Annotated in this window: 18 protein-coding genes; 14 read left to right on the forward strand and 4 right to left on the reverse strand. The window is 71.7% G+C overall.

The features are described from left to right. Positions 1–57 precede the first annotated feature (57 nt). From rpsB to WMF29_RS17235, 6 genes are all read left to right on the forward strand, one after another. The gene (gene rpsB, locus WMF29_RS17210) at positions 58–897 is read left to right on the forward strand and encodes a 30S ribosomal protein S2 (RefSeq protein ID WP_437331130.1); all 840 of its coding nucleotides are present in this window, start codon (positions 58–60) and stop codon (positions 895–897) included. A 271-nt stretch (positions 898–1,168) separates the two neighbouring features. Further along, positions 1,169–2,119, forward strand: coding sequence for a translation elongation factor Ts (gene tsf / locus WMF29_RS17215; protein WP_437329870.1), 951 nt, complete (start codon positions 1,169–1,171; stop codon positions 2,117–2,119). A 9-nt stretch (positions 2,120–2,128) separates the two neighbouring features. After that, entirely contained in the window at positions 2,129–3,073 is a 945-nt protein-coding gene (locus WMF29_RS17220) for a polysaccharide deacetylase family protein (RefSeq protein ID WP_437329871.1), read from the forward strand. 44 nt (positions 3,074–3,117) lie between these two features. After that, entirely contained in the window at positions 3,118–4,482 is a 1,365-nt protein-coding gene (locus WMF29_RS17225) for a hypothetical protein (RefSeq protein ID WP_437329872.1), read from the forward strand. Then, complete coding sequence (locus WMF29_RS17230) at positions 4,479–6,500, forward strand: hypothetical protein (RefSeq protein ID WP_437329873.1); 2,022 nt, start codon at positions 4,479–4,481, stop codon at positions 6,498–6,500. Before WMF29_RS17225 ends, WMF29_RS17230 begins: the two co-directional genes overlap by 4 nt. A 520-nt stretch (positions 6,501–7,020) precedes the next feature. Then, positions 7,021–8,046 carry a hypothetical protein gene (locus WMF29_RS17235; RefSeq protein ID WP_437329874.1) on the forward strand — a complete coding sequence of 342 codons (1,026 nt, stop codon included), beginning with the start codon at positions 7,021–7,023 and terminating at the stop codon, positions 8,044–8,046. 69 nt (positions 8,047–8,115) lie between these two features. Here WMF29_RS17235 and crcB read toward each other — a convergent pair whose 3' ends face one another. Then, positions 8,116–8,499 (reverse strand): fluoride efflux transporter CrcB, encoded by a 384-nt coding sequence (gene crcB / locus WMF29_RS17240; RefSeq protein ID WP_437329875.1) that lies wholly within the window; start codon positions 8,497–8,499, stop codon positions 8,116–8,118. Between the two features lie 140 nt (positions 8,500–8,639). On the opposite strand from crcB, the gene WMF29_RS17245 reads away from it, so the two are divergent. Next, positions 8,640–8,981 (forward strand): hypothetical protein, encoded by a 342-nt coding sequence (locus WMF29_RS17245; RefSeq protein WP_437329876.1) that lies wholly within the window; start codon positions 8,640–8,642, stop codon positions 8,979–8,981. 226 nt (positions 8,982–9,207) lie between these two features. Here WMF29_RS17245 and WMF29_RS17250 read toward each other — a convergent pair whose 3' ends face one another. Continuing rightward, a complete protein-coding gene (locus tag WMF29_RS17250; protein WP_437329877.1) occupies positions 9,208–10,128 on the reverse strand; it encodes an ABC transporter ATP-binding protein in 921 nt (306 codons plus the stop codon). Positions 10,129–10,239: 111 nt separating this feature from the next. On the opposite strand from WMF29_RS17250, the gene WMF29_RS17255 reads away from it, so the two are divergent. Genes WMF29_RS17255 through WMF29_RS17270 form a run of 4 tightly spaced genes read left to right on the forward strand, consistent with a single transcriptional unit; the run spans position 10,240 to position 15,333 of the window. Continuing rightward, positions 10,240–10,527, forward strand: a complete 288-nt coding sequence (locus WMF29_RS17255) for a hypothetical protein (RefSeq protein ID WP_272098357.1) — start codon at positions 10,240–10,242, stop codon at positions 10,525–10,527. 15 nt (positions 10,528–10,542) lie between these two features. After that, complete coding sequence (locus tag WMF29_RS17260; protein WP_437329878.1) at positions 10,543–11,376, forward strand: CheR family methyltransferase; 834 nt, start codon at positions 10,543–10,545, stop codon at positions 11,374–11,376. Positions 11,377–11,395: 19 nt separating this feature from the next. Next, complete coding sequence (gene glnD, locus WMF29_RS17265) at positions 11,396–14,257, forward strand: [protein-PII] uridylyltransferase (protein ID WP_437329879.1); 2,862 nt, start codon at positions 11,396–11,398, stop codon at positions 14,255–14,257. Next, entirely contained in the window at positions 14,254–15,333 is a 1,080-nt protein-coding gene (locus WMF29_RS17270; RefSeq protein WP_437329880.1) for a tetratricopeptide repeat protein, read from the forward strand. Before glnD ends, WMF29_RS17270 begins: the two co-directional genes overlap by 4 nt. A gap of 20 nt (positions 15,334–15,353) precedes the next feature. Here the strand turns inward: WMF29_RS17270 and WMF29_RS17275 are convergent, their stop codons facing one another. Continuing rightward, positions 15,354–16,265, reverse strand: a complete 912-nt coding sequence (locus WMF29_RS17275) for a ParB/RepB/Spo0J family partition protein (protein WP_437329881.1) — start codon at positions 16,263–16,265, stop codon at positions 15,354–15,356. Beyond that, entirely contained in the window at positions 16,262–17,197 is a 936-nt protein-coding gene (locus tag WMF29_RS17280; protein ID WP_437329882.1) for a ParA family protein, read from the reverse strand. The genes WMF29_RS17275 and WMF29_RS17280 overlap by 4 nt, the downstream gene beginning before the upstream one ends. A 660-nt stretch (positions 17,198–17,857) precedes the next feature. Between WMF29_RS17280 and WMF29_RS17285 the strand changes: the two genes are divergently transcribed. The 3 genes from WMF29_RS17285 to WMF29_RS17295 all read left to right on the forward strand — a co-directional run bounded on the left by WMF29_RS17285 (position 17,858) and on the right by WMF29_RS17295 (position 20,495). Beyond that, positions 17,858–18,019, forward strand: coding sequence for a transcriptional regulator (locus WMF29_RS17285; RefSeq protein ID WP_437329883.1), 162 nt, complete (start codon positions 17,858–17,860; stop codon positions 18,017–18,019). A 265-nt stretch (positions 18,020–18,284) separates the two neighbouring features. Continuing rightward, complete coding sequence (gene tig / locus WMF29_RS17290; RefSeq protein WP_437329884.1) at positions 18,285–19,553, forward strand: trigger factor; 1,269 nt, start codon at positions 18,285–18,287, stop codon at positions 19,551–19,553. Between the two features lie 297 nt (positions 19,554–19,850). Continuing rightward, positions 19,851–20,495, forward strand: coding sequence for an ATP-dependent Clp protease proteolytic subunit (locus WMF29_RS17295; RefSeq protein WP_437282063.1), 645 nt, complete (start codon positions 19,851–19,853; stop codon positions 20,493–20,495). Positions 20,496–20,655: the final 160 nt, after the last annotated feature.

Below are 20,655 nucleotides of genomic sequence, written 5' to 3' on the forward strand. Positions count from 1 at the left end.
AAGGACACTGCCGTGACCGATACCAGCTTCTCCGCATCCGTCCCCGCGGTCGACACCATGCAGGCCGCTGCCCCCCAGCCGGGGGATTTCCCGCTCCCGCTCCGCTCGCTGCTCGACGCGGGCGTGCACTTCGGCCACCAGACGAAGCGCTGGAACCCGAAGATGCGGCCGTTCATCTACGGCGCGCGCAACGGCATCCACATCATCGATCTCGATCAGACGACGCGGCTCTTCAAGCGCGCGTACGACTTCCTGACCGACGCGGTCGGCCGCGGTGGCCACGTGCTGTTCGTCGGCACGAAGCGCCAGGCGCAGGACATCGTGCAGGAGGAGGCCCGCCGGGCGGGCATGTACTTCGTCACGAACCGCTGGCTCGGCGGCACCCTGACGAACTTCCGGACGATCAAGCAGGGCCTCGATCGCCTGCGCACCCTCGAGCGCATGAAGGAGGACGGCACCTACGAGCAGCTGCTCAAGAAGGAGGTCGTCCGCCTCGAGAAGGAGCGCGAGCGGCTCGAGAAGTACCTGGGCGGCCTCAAGGGGATGGGCGGCCTCCCGGCGGCGATCTTCGTGATCGATCCGCACCAGGAGTCGATCGCCATCAGCGAGGCGCGCAAGCTGAACGTCCCGGTCGTGGCCATCACGGACACGAACTGCGACCCGGATCTCGTCGACTTCGTGATCCCTGGCAACGACGACGCCATCCGCTCGATCCGGCTGATCACGGCCCGCGTCGCGGACGCGTGCGTCGAGGGCGCGCAGCGCCGCAAGGATCACGGCGAGGGCGCGCAGCAGGGGGCGGGCGGCGGTCGCGGCCAGCGCGACGAGATCAACGTCTACCAGGGCGGCCGCGGCGGCCGCGGCGGTGGCGGCCCGCGCCAGCAGCAGGCGTCGTAGCGCGGCGCGAGCCGCGACGGAGCGGCCCAGCGCCCGGGCGGTGGGGTGACGACGACGTCGCCGTCACGCCTGGGCGGTGTGGCGCCGCGAGAGAGCAGAGAGGGCGCAGGGATAGAAATGAAAATTTCACGCCTCTGCGCCTTCTGTGCCTCTGCGGTTCGACCCGCCCTCGCTCGGGCCGTTCGTGCAACAGCAGTCGGACGTGTGGTGAACGGGGGCCGCTCGGCGCGGCCTCTTCCTATCTAGGTTCCAGGTTGAAGGAGAAAGAGCCATGGCCGGCATCAATGCGCAGGCGATCAAGGAGCTTCGTGAGCGTACCCAGGCGGGGATGAGCGACTGCAAGAGCGCCCTCACGGAGGCCGAGGGCGACATGGAGAAGGCGGTCGAGATCATCCTGAAGAAGGGTCTCGCGAAGAGCGCCAAGCGGGCCGGCGCGTCCGCCACCGAGGGCGAGGTCCGCGCGGTGGTCGCGGCCGACCGGCGGAGCGCGACGATGGTCGAGGTCAACATCCAGACCGACTTCGCCGCCCGCAACGACGCGTTCCGGCAGTTCGTCGGCGACGTGCTCTCGGCGGTCGAGAAGGCCCCCGACGGCGCGGACGCGGCTCAGCTCTCGATCGGCGGCAAGTCGATCGCCGACACGGCCACCGAGCTGACCGCGCGCATCGGCGAGAAGGTCGCTGTGCGCCGGTGGGATCGCGTGTCGATCCCGGCGGGCAAGCACGGCGTCACGCACGCGTACGTGCACCTCGGCGGCAAGATCGGCGTGCTCGTCGCGGTCGAGGCGTCGAGCCAGGCGGTGGCGGAGCACCCTGCGGTGCAGAAGTTCATCGACGAGACGGCGATGCAGGCCGCCGCGATGAGCCCGCTCGTCCTCCGCCGCGAGGAGGTCACGGAGGAGCTGAAGGCCAAGCAGAAGGAGATCTTCGAGGGGCAGCTGCGCGAGGATCCGAAGCCGAAGCCGGAGGCGGCGTGGCCGAAGATCATCGAGGGCAAGTTCAACAAGTGGTACTCGGAGGTCGCGCTGCTCGAGCAGGAGTCGGTGGAGGCCGCGTCGCGCGGCGAGTCCGGCCAGACGATCGAGAAGCTCCTCCAGGCGGCGTCGAAGGCCGCCGGCGGCGAGCTCACGCTCACGCGCTTCGTGCGGTACGAGCGCGGCGAGGGCATCGCCAAGAAAGAGGACGACTTCGCCGCCGAGGTGGCGAAGATGGCCGCGAGCTGACGCGGTCCGATGCGGGGGCGCCTCGCCGCCGTCTCGATCGACCTCGACGAGGTCCCGAACTATCTCGCCATCCACGGGCTCGCCGTCCCGGATCGCTCCGGGGCGGCGGTCGCGCTGAGCGCCGTCTACGACACGGCGCTCCCCCGCATCGCTGATTTCGCTGCTTCCCACGGCATCCCCGTCACGCTGTTCGCGATAGGCCGCGACCTCGCGCGCCCCGAGAGCGCCGCGGCCTTGCGCGCGCTGAGCGACGCTGGCCACGCGGTCGAGAACCACTCGTACGGGCACCGCTACGACCTCTCGCGGCTCCCGCGCGCCGCGATCGCGCGGGAGGTGCTGCTGGGCGCCGAGGCCATCGCGGAGGCGGTCGGCCGGCGTCCGACGGGCTTCCGCGCGCCGGGGTACACGGTGAGCGACGCGCTGTTCGACGCGCTCGACGCCGTCGGGGTCGCGTTCGACTCCTCGGTGTTCCCGTGCCCGCCGTACTACGCCGCGAAGGCGCTCGCGATGGGCGTGCAGCGGGCGAAGGGGAGGGGGTCGTCGGCGATCCTGGACACCCCGCGCGTGCTCGCGGCGCCGCGCCGGCCGTACCGGCCGGGGCGGCCGTGGTACCGGCGCGGCGGCCGGCGCTTCGTCGAGCTGCCGATCCAGGTGACGCCGGGGCTCCGGCTGCCTGTAATCGGGACGAGCGTGGCGCTCGCGGGCGCGCCGGGTGCGCGGCTCCTGGCGCGCGCGTGCGCCGGGGAGGCGCTCGTGAATCTGGAGCTTCACGGGATGGACTTCCTCGACCGGAGCGACGGCCTCGAGGCGCTCGCGCCGCACCAGCCGGAGCTCCGGGTGCCGCTGGGCAGGCGGATCGAGGCGCTGGGGGCGTTCGTGGAGGAGCTTGCGCGGAGGGGAGCGAGCTTCGTGCGGCTGGACGAGGCGAGCCGGGAGCGCGGGCTCGTGAAGTGACCCGCGGGGCGGTGCCGACGGGCGGCGCGAATTCCCTGACGAGCATGGTGCCGTCGGGTACCTTCCCGGCGATGGAGTTCGAGCGCCTCCAGGAGCTCTACAACCGCTGCAACCCCGACGAGCCGCTGTCGCCGGGCGATGAGCGCAACGTGGACATCGACGTCCGCGGCGTCCGCGGGGCTCACTGGACGAACAAGCTCGCGCGGCAGATCGAGCTCTCCAGGACGCCGGTCTGCCAGCTCTTCACGGGCCTCCGCGGCACGGGAAAGAGCACCGAGATCCAGCGCCTCGCCGCCAGGCTCTCCGATCCGAAGCGGCGCAACCTGCTCACGGTCCTGATCGACGCGGACGATGTCCTCGACCTGACCGTGGAGATCGACATCTCGGACGTGCTCGCGCTCGTGCTGCTCCACACCGAGCGTACCGTCCTGGCCGCGGAGGGCGAGGACGCGGCCAGCGCGTTGACGGACGGGCCTCACCGGCGGCTCTGGGCGTGGCTCTCGCGGACCGACGTGGAGATCGGAAAGCTCACCGCGGGCGTGGAGGCGGGGGCGAAGACCGGGGTCGAGCTCAACCTCAAGACCAACCCGACCGTACGCCACCGGGTCCGCGAGATCGTGGCCAGGCACCTCTCCACGTTCGTCCGCTTCGTGCACGATGAGCTCCGGGAACTCGACTGGCGCGCGCGCAAGCTCGGGCGCTCCGGCGTCGTGATCCTCTTCGACTCGCTGGAGAAGCTCCGGGGCACGAGCCTCACCTGGAAGCCGGTGCTCGAGAGCGCCGAGCGCATCTTCTCGACCGGCGCGCCGTACCTCCAGCTCCCGGTGCACGTGCTCTACACGATCCCGCCGGCGCTCGCGCGGCGCATGGTCGAGCCGCCCGTGTCGTTCCTGCCGATGATCAAGGTCCGGGACGTCGAGGGCAGGCTCCACCCCGAGGGCGTCGAGGTCATCACGGAGCTCGTGAAGAGGCGCATCGACGAGGACGCGCTCCGCGAGATCTTCGGCGAATCCGCGCTCCGGGACCGGCTCCGCGCCATCGCGCTGTGGTCGGGCGGCTACCCGCGCGAGATCGTGCGGCTGCTCCAGACGCTGCTCGAGCTCGAGACGTTCCCCGTGGAGGCGAAGACGCTCGAGCGGGAGCTCCACCGCGCGGGGAACGCCTACAGGAGCATCGTCTACGACAGCGGCGCGATCCCGTGGCTCGCCACGGTGAACCGCACGAAGCGGCTCATCACGAACAATGAGCAGGAGCGCGAGGCCGCCGATCACCTGCTTCAGAACAACGTCATCCTGCGTTACCTGAACGACGACGAGTGGGTCGACGTCCACCCATCGGTGGCCGGGATGCAGGAGCTCGCCGGGCCCTTCCCCGACGTGAAGGACGCCGCGCCGGAGGAGGGCGCATGACCGGCGCCGCGGGCGAGGAGCGCTCGCGGCTGATCCGGGCGCTCGCGCTCTCGCGGCGGTTCCACCTCTACCTGGCGCGCTGCGCGAGCCCTCGCGCTGCGGATCAGTTGGTCGCTGAGCTCGCCGCGGAGCTCCCGCGTGGTGGGCGCGCCGAGGTCCGCCTCGTCAGGCTGGATCCATACAACGCGAGGACCGAAGACACGCCGCTCACCGACGGCGAGCTCGCGGATCGCGTCCTGCTCCCGCTCCTCGACCCGCCCGAGGAGCTCAGTGGCGCGATCCACCTGGTCGACGCATCGCGCGCGGCCTACGCGGACAAGGAGGCGTGGGCACGCTTCTTCGCGCTGTGGAACGAGAAGCGCAACGTCCTCGGTTCGTCCCGCGGTGAGGTCGTTGTGATGCTGCCGACCGCGCTCGTACAGGTGTTCGCGACGGCCGCGCCGGATGTGTGGTCGATCCGGAGCGGGGAGTACGTCATCGAGGAGGACGCGGGCGCGCGCGAGGCCGGCCTGGGGAGCGGCGCGCGAGGGTCCCTGTCGTTCGTGGGCGTTGCCCGCGTGGCGCTTCCCTCCTTATCAGCGACGGCGTCGGGGAGCGTGAGCGCGCGCGTCGGCGACGTGCTGTTGCTCGTGCGCGCCGTCTCGCCGCTTGCGCTCTTCGGGGGCGATCTGGTGGTCGAGCCGTGGGTCAGTGATTTTCTCGTCCAGAGCGGGGCCGACGCGCTGTTGAGCGAGCTGCACGCAATGGAGCAGCGCGGCATCGCCGAGGTCGCGCCGCCCCTCCGGGCGAGGCGGATGCTGCGCGTCGCCAATGCGCTGCTCGCTGAGCGGCGCTTCGGCGAGGCCGAGGCGCTGTACTCCGACCTTCTGACTCTCATCGAGGCCCACGATGCGGAACTGACCGCCGTCGCGCTCTCGCACCTCGCCATCGCGGTGGCCGCGCAGGATCGCGCCGATGCAGCCGTCGTCCATGCGAACCGGGCGTTTTCGCTCGTCGGCGCCGAGTCCGGTGGAGGGGGCGCCGGCGCGATCGAGTTGCCGGACGTGCGGCAGGCGAACGCGCTCGTGCAGTGGTGCCTCGGTCACCTCGAGCACGCGGAGCTGCTCGACCAGCTGCTCGTCATGGAACCGAAGGGAGGGACCCATCGATGGCGCCCTTACGCGCCATTCGCCAACCTTCTATCGCACATTCTCCGGCGGGTTGAGCGCGGCCGCGTCGCCAGCGCGCTGGCGTTTGGCCGTTCACTGGCCTCTCCCGAGCTGCACGAGAAGCACCTCGAGGGAAGGCGCGCGGTCTTTCGCATCACCTGCGCGGACATTGAGTTCCTCTCCGGCAACATCGATTCGTCGCTCCGGGAGCTCGAGCAAGCCGCTGTCGAGGACACTGCCTGGCCGGCGGAGCACGCGAGCCTCGCTGGCCGCCGCGAGATCGCCGTGGCGCTCATCGAGATCGTTCGGGGAAACGAGGATCGGGCCTCGAAGATCCTCAGGCGAGCGAGGCATGCAGCGGTTCAATTGCGCTCGGAGCTCGATCTAGAAGGCGGTTGCCGGGCAGCGGCCTTCCATGCGGTGACGTCCGGGCTCCTCGCGCTGGTCACGGGGGATCCTGGAGGCGCCGCCACGTGGTTTGACAACGCGCGTGCTCGGATCGCCGACTGGGGGCGATTGGGCCTGGACCGGCGATCACGCCTCCGCGCGCAGCTCTTGGTCGAGGTGCTTCGAGCCGCGCTCCAGCCGGAGGGTGACGGCGCTGTCGCGGCCGCGCGCAACCTCACCCACCAGGCCGAGGCGCTCCTCGGCGACACCGCGGAGGATCACATGAGCCGCGTGCTCGCGGTCGCGGCGCATCGGGAGCTCGCGCGGCGCCTCGCGGGGGCGGGCGGCGGCGACGCTCGAGCCGCCGCGCAGCGGGCCGCGGCGCTCGCCCAGCCCCTCGGCAACCTCGGTGTGCCCGCGTGGGACGAGCTGCTTCGCGCTGCAGAGCGCGCGCTGAGCTTCGCCCGCAGGCGACCTCCATGAGGAAGCGCTGCCGGCTGAGAGGGAGGGGGAGTGGAATAGACGCGATGCGTCGTGCGCGCTCTCCTCGTGCGTCATGCTCGCGTTCCTGGCGTGTGGTGCGCGCGCTCCCGGCGCGTGGTGCGCTGGGTCCTGCCGTGTCTGGCGCGTAGCGTGCGATGGCCCCCGCGTACTGCTTGCGCGGTGTGCGCGCGCTCGCCCCGCGTGGTGCGCGCGTCCCGGCGCGTGGTGCGCGCGTTCCGGCACGTGGTGCGCGCGTCCCGGCGCGTGGTGCGCTGGTGCGACCGCCGTCCCGCGCCTTCGCCCGCCGGCCTCGCGCGCGATCCCCGGCTGTCGTGGCGCTGCTCATCCTGCGCTTCGCGCGCGCCGCATCCTTCCATGCGCGTCCCCGCTGGCGGCTGTGTGCCGTGTCCCGAGCAGGATGCGCCCCTGCGCCTCATCGGATCGGGCTGTCGCGACGTGATTGTGCTCGCTGGAGTGCTCCCTTTCCTTTCATTGACGCCTTCTCATAGCTTCTCCTTTCATGCCCACTTCCAAGACCAAGAAGCCCGCGCCGGCGGCATCGCCGGCCGAGGTACCGATCGTCTCACCGACCACCATCACCCTCGACGCGCTCGCGAGGGAGCTTGGCCCTGCAGATGGCGCGTTCGCCGCGCGCACCTACGCGGGCATCCCCGAGGAGGACCTCGTCACCGAGGGGACGCGCATCGATTCGCAGAGCCTCATCGATGACGTCCCGCACTTCGTCGCCTCGGCGCGGCGGATCCTGGGCTCGCTGTCCGAGGCGCAACGCGGCAAGGTGCGCATGCCCGCGGCGCTCTTGCCGCTGCTCGTCGCCGAGGCGGGCCGGCTCCAGGCGATGAAGCGGTCGCACGACGCGGCGGCGACCGAGGCGGCCGGCGCGAGGGCCGCGCTCGAGGTGCAGGGGCGGAGCGCGATGCGCGACGGCATCGGTGAGCGCGATCTCTGCTACGACGGCCTGCGCAACGCGCTCGGAGCTCGCCGCATGGCGCGGGTCGACGCCGTCGTGGGGCGGGCAGACTCCCCCGAGAGCCTCGCCAAGGGCCTCGAGGCGCTCGCGAGCTTCATCGACGAGACCCGGCGGGCCGATCCCGCGCAGGACGCGAAGCTCCTCGAGGACTACGGCGTCGGCGCCGAGTGCGCGGCCGCGCTCCGGGCCACGGCGCAGCGGGTGCGCGGCGTCGCCAGCGTCCAGATCGCCGCGGGGCGGCGGGTGACGCAGCGCGCGCTCGATCTGCAGGACGGGCGGGTCGCGGTCGTGATCGAGAAGATCCTCCGTGCCTTCCGCGCGGCGCGCCGGGTCGATGGAACGATCCTGGTCCCCGAGCTGAACAAGGCCGCATGGATGTTCGAGGCCCGCTCCGGCAGCTCCGGCAAGAAGCCCCCGTCCGCCGGAGAGAAGCCCCCGTCCGGCGGAGAGAAACCCTCGTCCGCCGGAGAGACTCTCCCGCCTGCCGCCAGCGGAGCGCCGGGCGCCGTATCATCGGCGCAGGGAGAGACGGCGCCGATCCTCGGCGCCGACGGCTGAGCCTCATCCCCCACGACCAAGGGCGGCGCCGCCTGCCGCCCGCGCCCTCCACGGCCCGTCTCGACGCCTTCAGCCCGCGATGAGCCGCCTCGCGACGACCATCCCGAGGACGCCGGCGAGCAAGCAAGCGACCAGCGTGATCGCGATGTTGGCGAGCCCCGCTGCCCACGACTTGTACTCGATGAGCCGGATCGTCTCGTTGTTGAAGCTCGAGTACGTGGTGAAGCCGCCCATCACGCCGGTGCTCAGGCTGAGGCGGAGCGTCGGCGAGAGGAGCTCCGTCGTCGCGGCGACCTCTCCGATGGCGCCGAGCAAGAACGACCCGGTCACGTTGACGGCGAGCGTCCCATACGGAAACTCGGCGCCGAAGCGCTGCTGGCACCACGTCGACAGCCCGTACCGGGCGAGCGTTCCCGCTGCGCCACCGAGACCGATCCAGAACCACCGCTCCATTCGTTTCACCTTCTCGCTCGAGTCGCGAAGATCGTGAACGGCGGCCGTGCCATGGCATCCTCGCCGCCGCTGGTCGAACGCTGGCGCGGGTAAAGCGCCGCTTCAACACGACCGGGCCGTGCCGCCCCGATCTGCACCACATGATCCCGGCCGAGAGCCGCCTGCCCGAGGCCCCGAGGCTCGTCGAGCAAATGGCCTGCGTCGTCGTCCACGCGCCCCGGCAGACGGGCAAGACCACCGCCCAGCGCGCCGTCGCCGAGCGGCTCACGGCCTCGGGTCGCCACGCCGCGGTCCTCTTCTCCTGCGAGGAGGGCAGCGCTGCCGGCGACGACTACGGCTCCGCCCAGCGCGCCGTCCTGCGCGAGCTCACGCGTGCGGCCCAGATCGCGCTGCCGCCGCGCGGGCGCCTCGCTCGAACCGCGCCCCAGTTCTCCGAGGCGACGACGCCCCGCGGCCGCCGCGTCGCGCTGCTCCGCTTGTAGAGCGCCGCTCAAGCTCCGGTTCCAGGAACGAAGAGCGTAGGCCCGAGCAGAGGGTGTTCGTCGTGCGGCGCGGGGAGGGCCGATGTTTGAGCCTGGGACAGAGCTCCTCCGGCGTAGCCGGAGGAGCTCTGTCCCAGGCGAGTTCGGCGGGGTCCCCGCGCCGCGCGACGAACACCCTCTGCTCGGGCCGGGCAGCCCGGCAGGACCTCTCGTCCCGCCCCCCCGGCTACTCCGCCGCCTTCCTGAACTCGATCACCCGCCCGCCCGTGCCGTCCGCCAGCGCAGGCCGGTTCACCCGCGACACCTCGTCCGTCGCCACCCCGGATGCCGCGATGAACTGGCGCGCCTGCTCGTTGTCGCCGTGCGCCAGCTCGTCCGGCGTCCCCGACGCGACGACGCGCCCCTGGATCACGAGGAACGCCTGGTGCGCGATGCGGAACGTGCTCGCCATGTCGTGCGAGATCACCACGCTCGTCACCTTGAAGCGCGCCCGCGTCTCCTCGATCAGGTCGTCGACCAGCCGGCTCGTCAGCGGATCGAGACCGCTGGTCGGCTCGTCGTAGATGAGGATCTCGGGCTCCAGCATCAGCGCGCGCGCCAGGCCCACCCGCTTGCGCTGCCCGCCGGACAGCTCCGACGGCATCCGGTCCTCCTTGTTCTCGAGGCCGAGCGAGTTCAGCATGCCCACGACCTTGTCGCGGATGTCCCGCTTCGACATGTGCTTCCGGTGCTCGCGCAGCGGGAACGCCACGTTGTCGAAGATCGTGAGCGAGTCGAGCAGCGCCGCGTACTGGAACACCATGCCGAACCGCTGGCGCATCCGGTTCATCTCGAAATCGCCGAGCGCGCCCATGTCCACGCCGTCGACCCAGATGTGGCCGGTGGTCGGCCGCTCCAGCCCGATGAGCAGCCGGAGCAGCGTCGTCTTGCCAGCGCCCGACCCGCCGATGATCACCGCCGTCTCGGTCCGCCGGAGGTGCATGGTGATGCCGTGCAGCACCTTCGTCGCCCCGAACGATTTCTTGATGTCGTCGACGAAGAGGTGATCCCCCGGCTGCCACCCCGGCGGCATGTTGCCCACCTGCTGCGCTTCCGGGGGGCCCGCGTGCGGGGAGGCGGAGACCTGGCTGGGCGGCCTTCTCGACATCCGCGCCGTACGGTACCACGGAGGAGGCCCCGCAGGACGCCGATCGCCTTGCATCACGGTAAGGGCGAGCACGTGCTTGACGCGGCAGGGCGCGGGACGGAAACGTTGCTCATGACCGACGACCTACTCAAGGCAGCCCTCGAGACAGCAGAGGCGAAGACCGACAAGGATGGCTGGGCCGAGCTCCCCGAAGGGCGCATGCTCACGCTCTACGCCGCGCACGACGGCGTGTCGCTCCCGGTGACCAAGATCGAGGCCGTGTCGAGCGCGGGCGGGCTCCTCAAGGCGCGCAGCACCAAGGGCGAGACGTTCGTGCTCGCGCTGAAGGACGTGTTCGCCATCGCCCTCGACGGCGGCGGCAAGGGAGCCCAGGCCAGGAAAGCCGGCTTCCTCGGCTGATCGCGACGACCTTCCATGGCCCGATCGTCGAGAGCGGGAGGAAGTCCTGCGGCGCGGTCCGCTCAGCGGGCCGTCGACCTCGCGCTCGCCGAGCTGCAGCGCCGGTTCGGCCTGGGCCGCAGCCTCGCCGCCCCAGGCTGGGTGCGCGAGCGGGTCCTCGCCGTGCTCAGCGCCGTGGCCGCGCGCCACGGCGTCTCGCCGCTCGCGGCCGCCGAGCGGCTGCGGGACGACAGGGAGGCCATCGAGGAGATCGTCAGCGCGCTGCGCGTCGGCGAGACGCGCTTCTACCGCGACCCGATCATCTGGGAGGCCATCGCCACCTCGGTGCTGCCCAGGCTCCCGCCCGACCTGCCGATCGCCGGCCTCTCCGCCGGGTGCAGCACCGGCGAGGAGGCCTATACCCTGGCGATGGTGCTCGCGAGCGCGGGCCGCCGCTTCAGCGTGCTCGGGGTCGACCGCGCCGCTCCCGCGATCGAGGCGGCGCGCGAGGCCGTCTACTCCGCCGAGGCCGTCGACCAGCTCCCCCCGTCCTTCGTTCAGCGCTACTGTGAAGAGAAGGGCGGAGCGCTGCACGTCGGCCAGCAGCTGCGCGACGTCGTTTCCTTCGAGGTCTGCGATCTGGTGCACGCCGTGCCGAGCGGCGGGTTCCAGATCATCTTCTTCAAGAACGTGCTCCTGTACCTCGCAGAGCCCGCCGGCGACGCGGTGGCGCGCCGCCTCGCGGCCGAGCTCGGTCCAGGCGGGCTCCTGTTCTCTGCCGCGAGCGAGGCGCCGCGCCTCTGCGGCGCCGGCCTCACGCCGATCAAGGTGAACGCGCACGTCACCGCCTTCCGCGCCCCGGGCGCCTGAGAAAGCAGAACGACACCGCATGAGCGTCGACCTCTCCCCCACGTCCAGGCCCAGCGGGCTCGCCGAGCTCCGCGCCGCCTACGCGCGCGAGCGCGCCGAGCTCGATCGCACGGCGCCGAGCGGCTCCACGCCGGCCGCGGATCCGGCCGCCGTCGGGGTCGCCCTGGGGCGGCGCCACGCGCGCCTGCTCGACGATCTCCTGGCGCGCCTCTTCCACCTGCTGCGCGAGTCCGGCGGGCCCGGCCGCAAGGAGTGGGACTCGGTCGCGATCGCCGGGGTCGGAGGCTACGGCCGCGGCGCGGCCGCCCTGCGGAGCGATCTCGACCTGCGCATCCTCGCCCGCGACGCCCAGCGCGCCAGCGCCATCGCGGACGCGCTGCTCTACCCGCTCTGGGACATGGGGGTCGCCGTGGGGCACCAGGTCGTCACCATCGACGATCTCATCGACGGCGCGCGCGAGGACCTGCCCACGGCGACGAGCCTGCTCGACTGGCGCCACGTCGTCGGCGACGCGTCGCTCTCGGAGTCGCTCTGGCAGCGCGCCTCGTCGGGCATCTTCGCGCACTCGGAGCTGCCCCGCTTCATCGAGCGGCTCGGGAAGGAGATCGCGCAGCGGCACGAGCGCTTCGGCGGCTCGGTCTACCTCCTGGAGCCGGACGTGAAGAACGGCGCCGGCGGGCTGCGCGATCTCGACGTCGCCCGCTGGGCCGCGAAGGCGCGCTACGGCGTCGGCGAGTTCGACGCGCTCGTCCGCTTCGGCGCGCTCGTCGCGCGCGAGGCGGAGGAGATCCGGAGCGCCTCGGAGATGCTCTGGCGCATCCGCAACCTGCTCCACGCCCACTCCGGGCGGAGGACCGACCGGCTGACGTTCGACGAGCAGGAGCTGTGCGCCGGCGCGCTCGGCTACAGCAAGGGCGCCGGTCCGGCCGACGCCGGCCGGAAGGGCGCGCCGCCCCCTGACGAAGCCGCCGTGTCGCCCGAGGCGATCGAGCGGATGATGAGCGATTACTACCGGAGCGCCCGGACCATCTCGCGCTCCCTCGACATGATCGTCTCGCGCGCCACGCCGACGCTGACGCGGCGCCGCCGCCGCGACGAGGACCTCGGCGGCGGGGTCCGCCTCTTCGACGGCTGCATCACGATGAGCGACCCGGATCTGCTGAGGACCGATCCGGCGATCGCGCTGCGCCTCGTCTCCGAGGCCGTCGAGCGCGGCGTGCCGCTCCTGCCCTACGCGCGCGGCGCGATCGTCCGCGCCGCCGGCGATCCGGCGTTCTGCGCGGCGCTCCGCGAGAGCCCCGAGGCCGCCGAGCGGTTCAGGACCCTCGTCGCCACGTGCAAGGAGACGGAGCTGCAGAGCGGATCGGTCGTCCGCGAGCTGCACGACCTCGGCCTCCTGCTCGCGATGATCCCGGAGTTCTTGCCGGTCGTCGGGCGCGTCCACCACGACGTCTACCACGTGTACACGGTCGACGTTCACTCGGTCGCCGCGGTCGATCGGCTGGCGTCGCTCGTGCGGGGCGAGCTCGCGGGCGAGTTCGGGCTCGCGTGCCGCCTCGCCGCCGAGGCGACGCGGCCGACGATGCTGTTCTTCGCCACGCTCCTGCACGACGTGGGCAAGGCGATCGGGGGCACCGATCACAGCGGGCGCGGCGCCGAGATGGCCCGGAAGATCCTGGCGCGGCTCGGCTTCCCGCAGGAGGACATCGACGAGGCGTGCCACCTCGTGCTGAAGCACCTCGTGATGTACCTCATCGCGACCCGGCGCGATCTCGACGACCCCGCGACGATCTCGGAGTTCTGCCAGGAGGTCCACGGCCGCGAGGGGCTGCGCGATCTCTACCTGCTCACGGTCGCCGACCTGTCGACCACGAGCCCCACGTCGATGACGTCGTGGAAGGCGCGCATGCTCGACGAGCTGTACCTCTCCGCGGACAGGGCCCTGCGCGGCGCGCGCGAGGACGCGGGGCCGTTCGGCATCGACGACCAGCGGATGGCCCGCGCGATCAGCGGCACGGTGGGCGCCCTCGAGGACCTTCCGGCCGCGAACGAGGCCGATCGGCGCGCGCAGCGGGACTTCCTGGCCCGTTATCTGGCGTCGATGCCCGAGCGCTACCTGCTCGCGAACAGCCCGGCCGCGATCGCCGCGCACTCGGAGCTCGCCCGGCAGCAGCAGTCGAACGGCAACAGCGTCTCGGTCGCGCTCGTCCCGTCGCGCCACCCGGAGGCCGCGGAGGTCTGCGTGGTGGCGCCGGATCGCCCCGGCTTGCTCGCGGCGATCACGGCCGCGCTCGCGGCCTCGCGCCTCGAGGTCCACGCGGCGCAGATCCACTCGCGCGCGTGCGACGACGATGGGATGGACGACGGCGGCGTGATCCGCGCGAGGGCGGGCTCGTCCCCGCCGGCGGGCGTGCGCCTGCAGGCCGTCGATCTGTTCTGGGTGCGCGACCGCGGCGAAGGGGTAGGGGGGGTGGCCCGCGCCATCCCGAAGCTCGTGACCGACATCCAGGGGGTGCTCTCGGGGCAGCTCTCCGGCGCCGAGCTCGCCAAGAAGCGCCGGGGCGGCGCGCTGCGCGAGCGCCCGACGCCGAAGGTCCGGACGCAGATATCCATCGACGATCGCGCCTCGCACCACACGGTGATCGAGGTCCTCACGCGCGACCGCCCCGGCCTCCTGTTCGCGATCTCGGACGCGCTCTACCGGCTCGGCCTCTCGATCTCGGTCGCCAAGATCAACACGGAGGGCACGCGCGTGGCCGACGTGTTCTACGTGAGCGACGCGGACGGGACGAAGATCGCGAACGGCAAGCGGACGCAAGAGGTCGAGGAGCGGCTGCACGCCGTCCTCCAGGGTCTGGACGGCGAAGGGAGTGTCGGATGAACGAGAGGTGGTTTACGCGCGCGGTGTGGACGACGGCGATGACGACGACGGCGAGGCCCGCCGCGCAGCGGGTCCTGGCGGCGGTGGCGCTCGCCGCGTGCGTCGCGGCGTGCGCCCTTTCGTGTGGTGGGGCGCAGGAGCCGCAGCGCGATCCGCTCCTGGCCGATCCGCCCGAAGGCAGCGACGCGGCGGCCTCGAAGGGCGCGTCGTCCACGGCGCTGGATCGGGGCATCGCGTACATCAAGAACGAGAAGTACGAGGAGGCGAAGCAGCACCTCCTCCAGGCGATCGAGCACGAGCCGGGCAGCGCCGAGGCGCACTATTACCTCGGCCTCGCCAACGAGAAGACGAACGATCGCGCCGGCGCCGAGGCGTCGTACAAGAAGGCGCTCGCGAGCGATCCCAAGCTCGAGGCCGCCGCGCTGAACCTGGCCGCGCTCTACCTCGACGAGCCGCCTCGGCCGGACGACGCGATCGCGGTCCTCTCGAAGGCGATCGAGCAGGCGCCGGACCGGGCCGCGCTCCACCAGAACCTGGCCTACGCGTACGGCCTGAAGGGCGACGTCGCGAACGCGAGCAAGCACTACGAGGCGGCGCTCAAGGCCGAGGACACGGCCGCCACGCGCTTCGCCTACGGCGCGATGCTGTTCGAGGCGAAGGTGCTCGACCGGGCCGCGGCCGAGCTCAAGAAGGCGCTCGCGGCGACCGGCGACGACGTGGCGACGATCGCGACGATCGGGCGGATGCTCGGTCCGGCGAAGGCCTACGCCGACTGCGTGGCGGCGTTCGACCGCGCCATCAAGCTGAAGCCGGAGGCCGAGTTCCACGTGCGCCGCGGGACGTGCCGCCACGAGCTCGGCGACGAGCCGGGGGCGCGCGCCGACTACCAGGCGGCGATCAAGGTGGACCCGCGGTTCGCGGCCGCGCACTACTACCTCGGCCTGTCGTTCCTGGCCGAGCGCAAGCCGCAGAGCGCGATCGCCGCGCTCACGGAGGCCGGGAAGCACGGGGGTGACACCGAGATCGGCAAGCGCGCCCGCGCCAAGGTCAAAGAGCTCAGCGCCAGGCTGAAGTAGCGCCCGGAGGCCGTGCAGGCTCACACGCCGAGCAGCGCGATGATCCTGTCGAGCTCGTCGAGCGAGCCATAGGTGATGCCGAGCTCGCCGTGGCCGCCCTGGTCGCGCACCTCGACGCGGGTCCCGAGCCGCCGCGCGAGCCGCGCCTCCAGGTCCTTGATCGCAGGCGACTTCCCCCCGCGCTTCTTCTCGCCCGCCTCCTCGCCCTCGCCCTCGGCGGCCCGGAGCTCCCTCTCCTTCGCCGCCTTGATCAGCGCCTCGACCTTGCGGACGGGGAGCTTGCCGTGGACGGTCCGCTCCGCGACGTCGGCCATCACCTTGTCGCTGGGCGCGCCGAGCAGCGCGCGCGCGTGGCCCTCGCTGAGCTCGCGCGAGATGACCATGGTGCGGATCCGCGGCGGCAGCCGGAGCAGCCGGAGCGAGTTGACGATCGTCGTGCGGTCCTTGCCGACGCGCTCGGCGAGGGTCTGGTGCGTGTAGCTGTGCTCGCGCAGCAGCCGATCGAACGCCTCGGCGATCTCGATCGGGTTGAGGTCGGCCCGCTGCACGTTCTCGACGAGCGCGAGCTCGAACGCCTCCTTGGGGGAGACGTCCTTGACGACGACGAGCACCTCCCTGAGCCCCGCGCGCTGCGCGGCGCGCCACCGCCGCTCGCCCGCGATGAGCTCGAAGGCGTCGTTCCCCGCCTGCGTCCGGCGCACGATGAGCGGCTCGATGAGCCCGTGCTCGCGGATGCTGCCGGTGAGCTCCTCCAGCTCCGTCTCGTCGAAGTGCTGCCGCGGCTGCCCCTTCTGCGGGACGATCTTCTCGATCGCGCACACGAACACGCTGCGCCCTTCGGCCGCCGTCGCTGTCGCCGGCGGCGCCGCCGGGAGCAGGGCGTCGAGCCCCCGTCCGAGCGCGCGCCGCGCCCCTTTCTGATCGGCATTCATGATCTGGGTCGTGCGTCCCTCGCGCGCTCTCCGGGGTTCTGCGGGGGCGAAGGCTCGGCCGGTGGCTCCGCCTCGGCGGCGTCCCCGCGCGGCCGCTTCTTCGCGTCTGCCGCGGCGGCGGGCGGGCCGTCCAGGATCTCGCGCGCGAGGCTCAGGTAGCCCTGCGCCCCCTTCGACTGCGCGTCGTAGAGCAGCGCCGGCTTGCCGTGCGACGGCGCCTCGCTGAGCTTCACGTTGCGCGGGATGATCGCGTCGAAGACGCGGAAGTGCGCCTTCACCTCGTCGGCCACCTGGTGGGTGAGCGAGTTGCGCCCGTCGTACATCGTGAGGACGACGCCCTCGACCGTGAGCTCCGGGTTGAAGGCGCTCCGCACCCGGTCGATGGTCGCCATCAGGTGCGTCAGCCCCTCGAGCGCGTAGTACTCGCACTGGAGCGGCACGAGCACCCGGTGCGCCGCGGTGAGCGCGTTCAGCGTGAGGAGCCCGAGCGACGGCGGGCAATCGAGCACGACGTAGTCGTAGCCCGCGAGCTGCGGGCGCAGCGCGTTGCGCAGCCGCACCGCGCGATCGTCCGCGTCGACCAGCTCGAGCTCCGCCGCGACGAGGTCCTGGGTCGCGGGCACCACGCCGAGGAGCGGCACCTCGGTCGGCACGATCGCGTCCTTCAGCGCCGCTCGCCCGATCAGGACGTCGTAGAGGGACAGCTCGAAGCTCCCGCGCCGCACGCCGACGCCGCTCGACGCGTTCCCCTGCGGATCGCAGTCGACGAGCAGCGTACGGCACTCTGCCGCGGCGAAGCTCGCGGCCAGGTTGACCGAGGTCGTGGTCTTGCCGACGCCCCCCTTCTGGTTGGCGACGGCGAAGATGACAGGCGAAGGCTTGGGGGCGGCGCCGGGCTTGCCGGGCGCGCCCCCCTCGTTGGGCGATGGCATCGTGCTGTGTCGCGTCCGACCAGGCTGCTTACACGACCCCCATCGGCACGTCGAGAGAAGCGGGCGCCTCGACACAAACGTTCGACCGAGCGTGCGGGTCTGTCCTGCGCGGTCGGTCCAGCGCGCGGGCCCAGCGCGCTGCCGCCGCGGGCGTCCTGGGACGCCCTGGACGCTGGGCTGCGGCACCCTCGGGGGCGCGACCCGGGCGGGGCGTCGTCACCCGCTCGGCGCCATCCCACCGTTCGGTTGCCGGATTGTTGGCCTGAACGGCAGGCGTATCTACAGTGCCCACATGTCGCTTGATGTAGGCAAAGGTAGCCGAACGGCGAAGGCATGGGCGCGCGGGCGAGCCTCGAGGCGAGGCCGGTGCTTCGGCCTCGGCGGGGCGCTGCTGGCCTGCTGCGACCCGGGGCCCGTCGATCGGGTCCTCGCGCGCGCCTTCTGGTGCGACGGGCGCGGCCCTGCGCCGCTCGCGCCTGCGCAGGTCCTTGTGCTTTCGCCTTCGCTTCAACGCAGGTCGGCGCTCGGTTCGCGCCGTCGTCCGCCCTCGACCTCGAGTCGCGGGCCGACGCCGACCGCCCCTTGATCACGGACGTGGTGCCCAGCTTCGCCGAGCGGACCGACGCACCGACGTCGCCTCGGCACATGTGAGGAGGACAGATGCCGCTTCCCAGGTCGTATCAGAACTTTGCAGAGTTCGAGCGGGAGATTCTCCGCCCGAACCGCGTGGGCTTCTCGCTCGAGGACATCGTCGAGGAGGAGGGGTCCTTCGACGCCGAGCTCGACTTCGACAAGGACCCGTTCGACGCCTCGGACGACTGAGCGCGGCGGCGCGGCGCGCGGGACGTCTTTTCAACGTCCTCGCACGTGCTCGCACGTCCTCGCGGTCGCGCTCGGCGCTGCTGCCCCGTGACGTCGCGTCGCCAGCGCCAGCGCTGCACATCAGCTTGCACGATCCCTCCCGGGATCCGAGCCCCGGCGGCCGCCTCTCCGCCGGGGCTCCTTTTTTTTTAAAGCAGCGTCCTGTCGCTCGTCTTGACCCCCCCAGCGACGCGTGGCACGAGTGCCGCCCTTCGAAAAAACCGCCATGCAAGTCAACGTCGAAAAGCTTTCTCCCGTGCTGATGGAGTTTCAGGTGGAGGTCCCCGCGGACCGGGTCCGGAGCGAGGTCGACAAGGCCTATACGGCGCTCCAGCGGACGGCCCGGGTCCGGGGCTACCGGCCTGGCAAGGCGCCGCGCCAGGTGCTCGCGCACCTCTACGGCGGCCGCATCCATGCCGATGTCGCCCAGCGGCTCGTCGACGCCACGCTGAACCAGGCGCTCGCCGACAAGCAGGTGCAGCCCCTGTCCCAGCCGGCGATCGCGCCCACCGAGCTCCGCCCTGACGACACGTTCTCGTACAAGGCCCGCTTCGAGGTCCGCCCCGACATCGCCGAGGTGAAGTGGGAGGGCTTCGAGGTGAAGCGCCCCTCGACCACGCCGACGGACGAGATGATCGACGCCGAGATCACCGCCCTCCGGCGCGAGCACTCGACGCTGCAGGCGCCCGATCCGGAGCGCCCCGCGGCGAAGGGGGATGTCGCGACGCTCGCGTTCACCCTCGAGGTCGGCGGCGCGCTGCGCGACACGAAGGAGCAGGAGATCGAGACCGAGCTCGGCAGCGGCCAGGTCTTCAAGGAGATCGAGGACGCCCTCGCCGGGATGACGCCCGGCCAGTCGAAGGACGTCCAGGTCACGTTCTCCGAGCAGCACTCCAACGCGGATCTGCGGGGCAAGCAGGCGACCTTCCACATCACGCTGAAGGATCTGCGGGAGCGCATCTTCCCGGAGGTGGACGACGAGTTCGCGAAGGACTGCGGCGACGAGAGCCTGTCCGCGCTCCGCGAGTCGCTCCGCAAGAAGCTCGAGAAGGAGCTGACGCAGCGGGCGAGCGACGCGGTCGCGGAGCAGCTCGTCGTGGAGCTCTGCAAGGCGAACCCGATCCCGGTCCCGCCGTCGCTCGTCGACCAGCAGGCGCAGCTCGCCGAGCGCGAGCTGCTCGCGACGGCGCGGAGGCAGGGGCAGCGCGTCGATCCGACGCCGGAGTTCCGCGCCCGCGTGCGGCTCGACGCCGAGATGAAGGTGCGCGCGGGCCTGGTCATGGCCGAGATCGCGAAGGCGAAGGCGGTCAAGATCACCGAGGCCGATCTCGAGAAGGGCTACGAGGAGCTCGCCGAGCAGACCGGCAAGAACGTGGCGAAGATCAAGGCGGAGTATCGCGAGCCCCAGAAGCGCGAGCTCTTCGCCGGGATGATCCTCGAGGACAAGATCCTCGACATCATCGAGGCTGCGGCGAAGGTCGCGGACGCGAGCTAGCCCCGCCCAGCAAAAGTCCGGCGCGGAATGGCCGGACCTCTGCTCCGCACGCCGGCGCCTCAGCTCTGCTGCGCCGGCGTGCGCCGTTTGTCCAGGTCGCGCCTCTCGCGCTCTCGAGCGACATCGGGCGCGCGCGCCTGGATCGAGCGAGCCGCGGCGCGCCGCGTGTTCCGTGCGACGCGCGGCGAGCGGCCGATATTTCCGGTAACCTTGGGCGCGTTCGGTCTTGCGATCGGACGCAGTCTGGCCCAGGAGTAGAGCCCCTGCCGCGCGGCAGCGAACCCCTCGGAGCACCGGATGACCCGACGAGTCGAAACCCGCACCCAAGCCATCGAGTTTCTCGAACGCGAGAAGGCCTACATCCTCCCGACGGTCACCGAGGTGACCCACCGCGGCGAGCGGGAGTGGAACATCTTCAGCCGTCTCCTCAAGGATCGCATCGTCTTCATCGGCACGGAGATCGACGACTTCGTCGCGAACGCCGTGATCGCGCAGTTCCTCTTCCTTGAGAGCGAGGATCCCGAGAAGGAGATCCAGGTCTACATCAACAGCCCGGGCGGCGTCGTGACGTCGGGGCTCGCCATGTACGACACGATGCAGTACGTGCGTTGCCCGGTGTCGACGATGTGCATCGGCCAGGCCGCGTCGATGGGCGCCGTGCTGCTCGGCGCCGGCCGCAAGGGTCGGCGCTTCGCGCTGCCGCACGCGCGGATCATGATCCACCAGCCGCTCGGCGGCGCGCGCGGTCAGGCGACGGACATCGAGATCCAGGCGCGCGAGATCAAGAAGATCAAGGAGACGCTGATCGACATCCTCGTCGACGCGACCGGCAAGAACCGGGACGAGCTGGCGAAGGACATCGAGCGCGACTTCTACCTGAGCGCGACGCAGGCCAAGGAGTATGGCCTGATCGACGAGGTCTTCCCGAAGCGGAACAAGTAGGTGGCCGCGCCGCCGCGTCCGGCGGGCGTGCTGGGGCCGAAGCGCGGCGCGCCGTCGCGCCGGGCCGCGGCGCGCCGTCGCGCGGCGTCACGATGCCACGCCCCGCCGCTGTGGCGGGCGGGGCATTGCGCGCGGGCGCGCGGGAGCGGAGCACGCGGGA

Source organism: Sorangium sp. So ce381, assembly GCF_051473845.1.
GTDB classification, from domain to species: Bacteria; Myxococcota_A; Polyangia; order Polyangiales; family Polyangiaceae; genus Sorangium; species Sorangium atrum.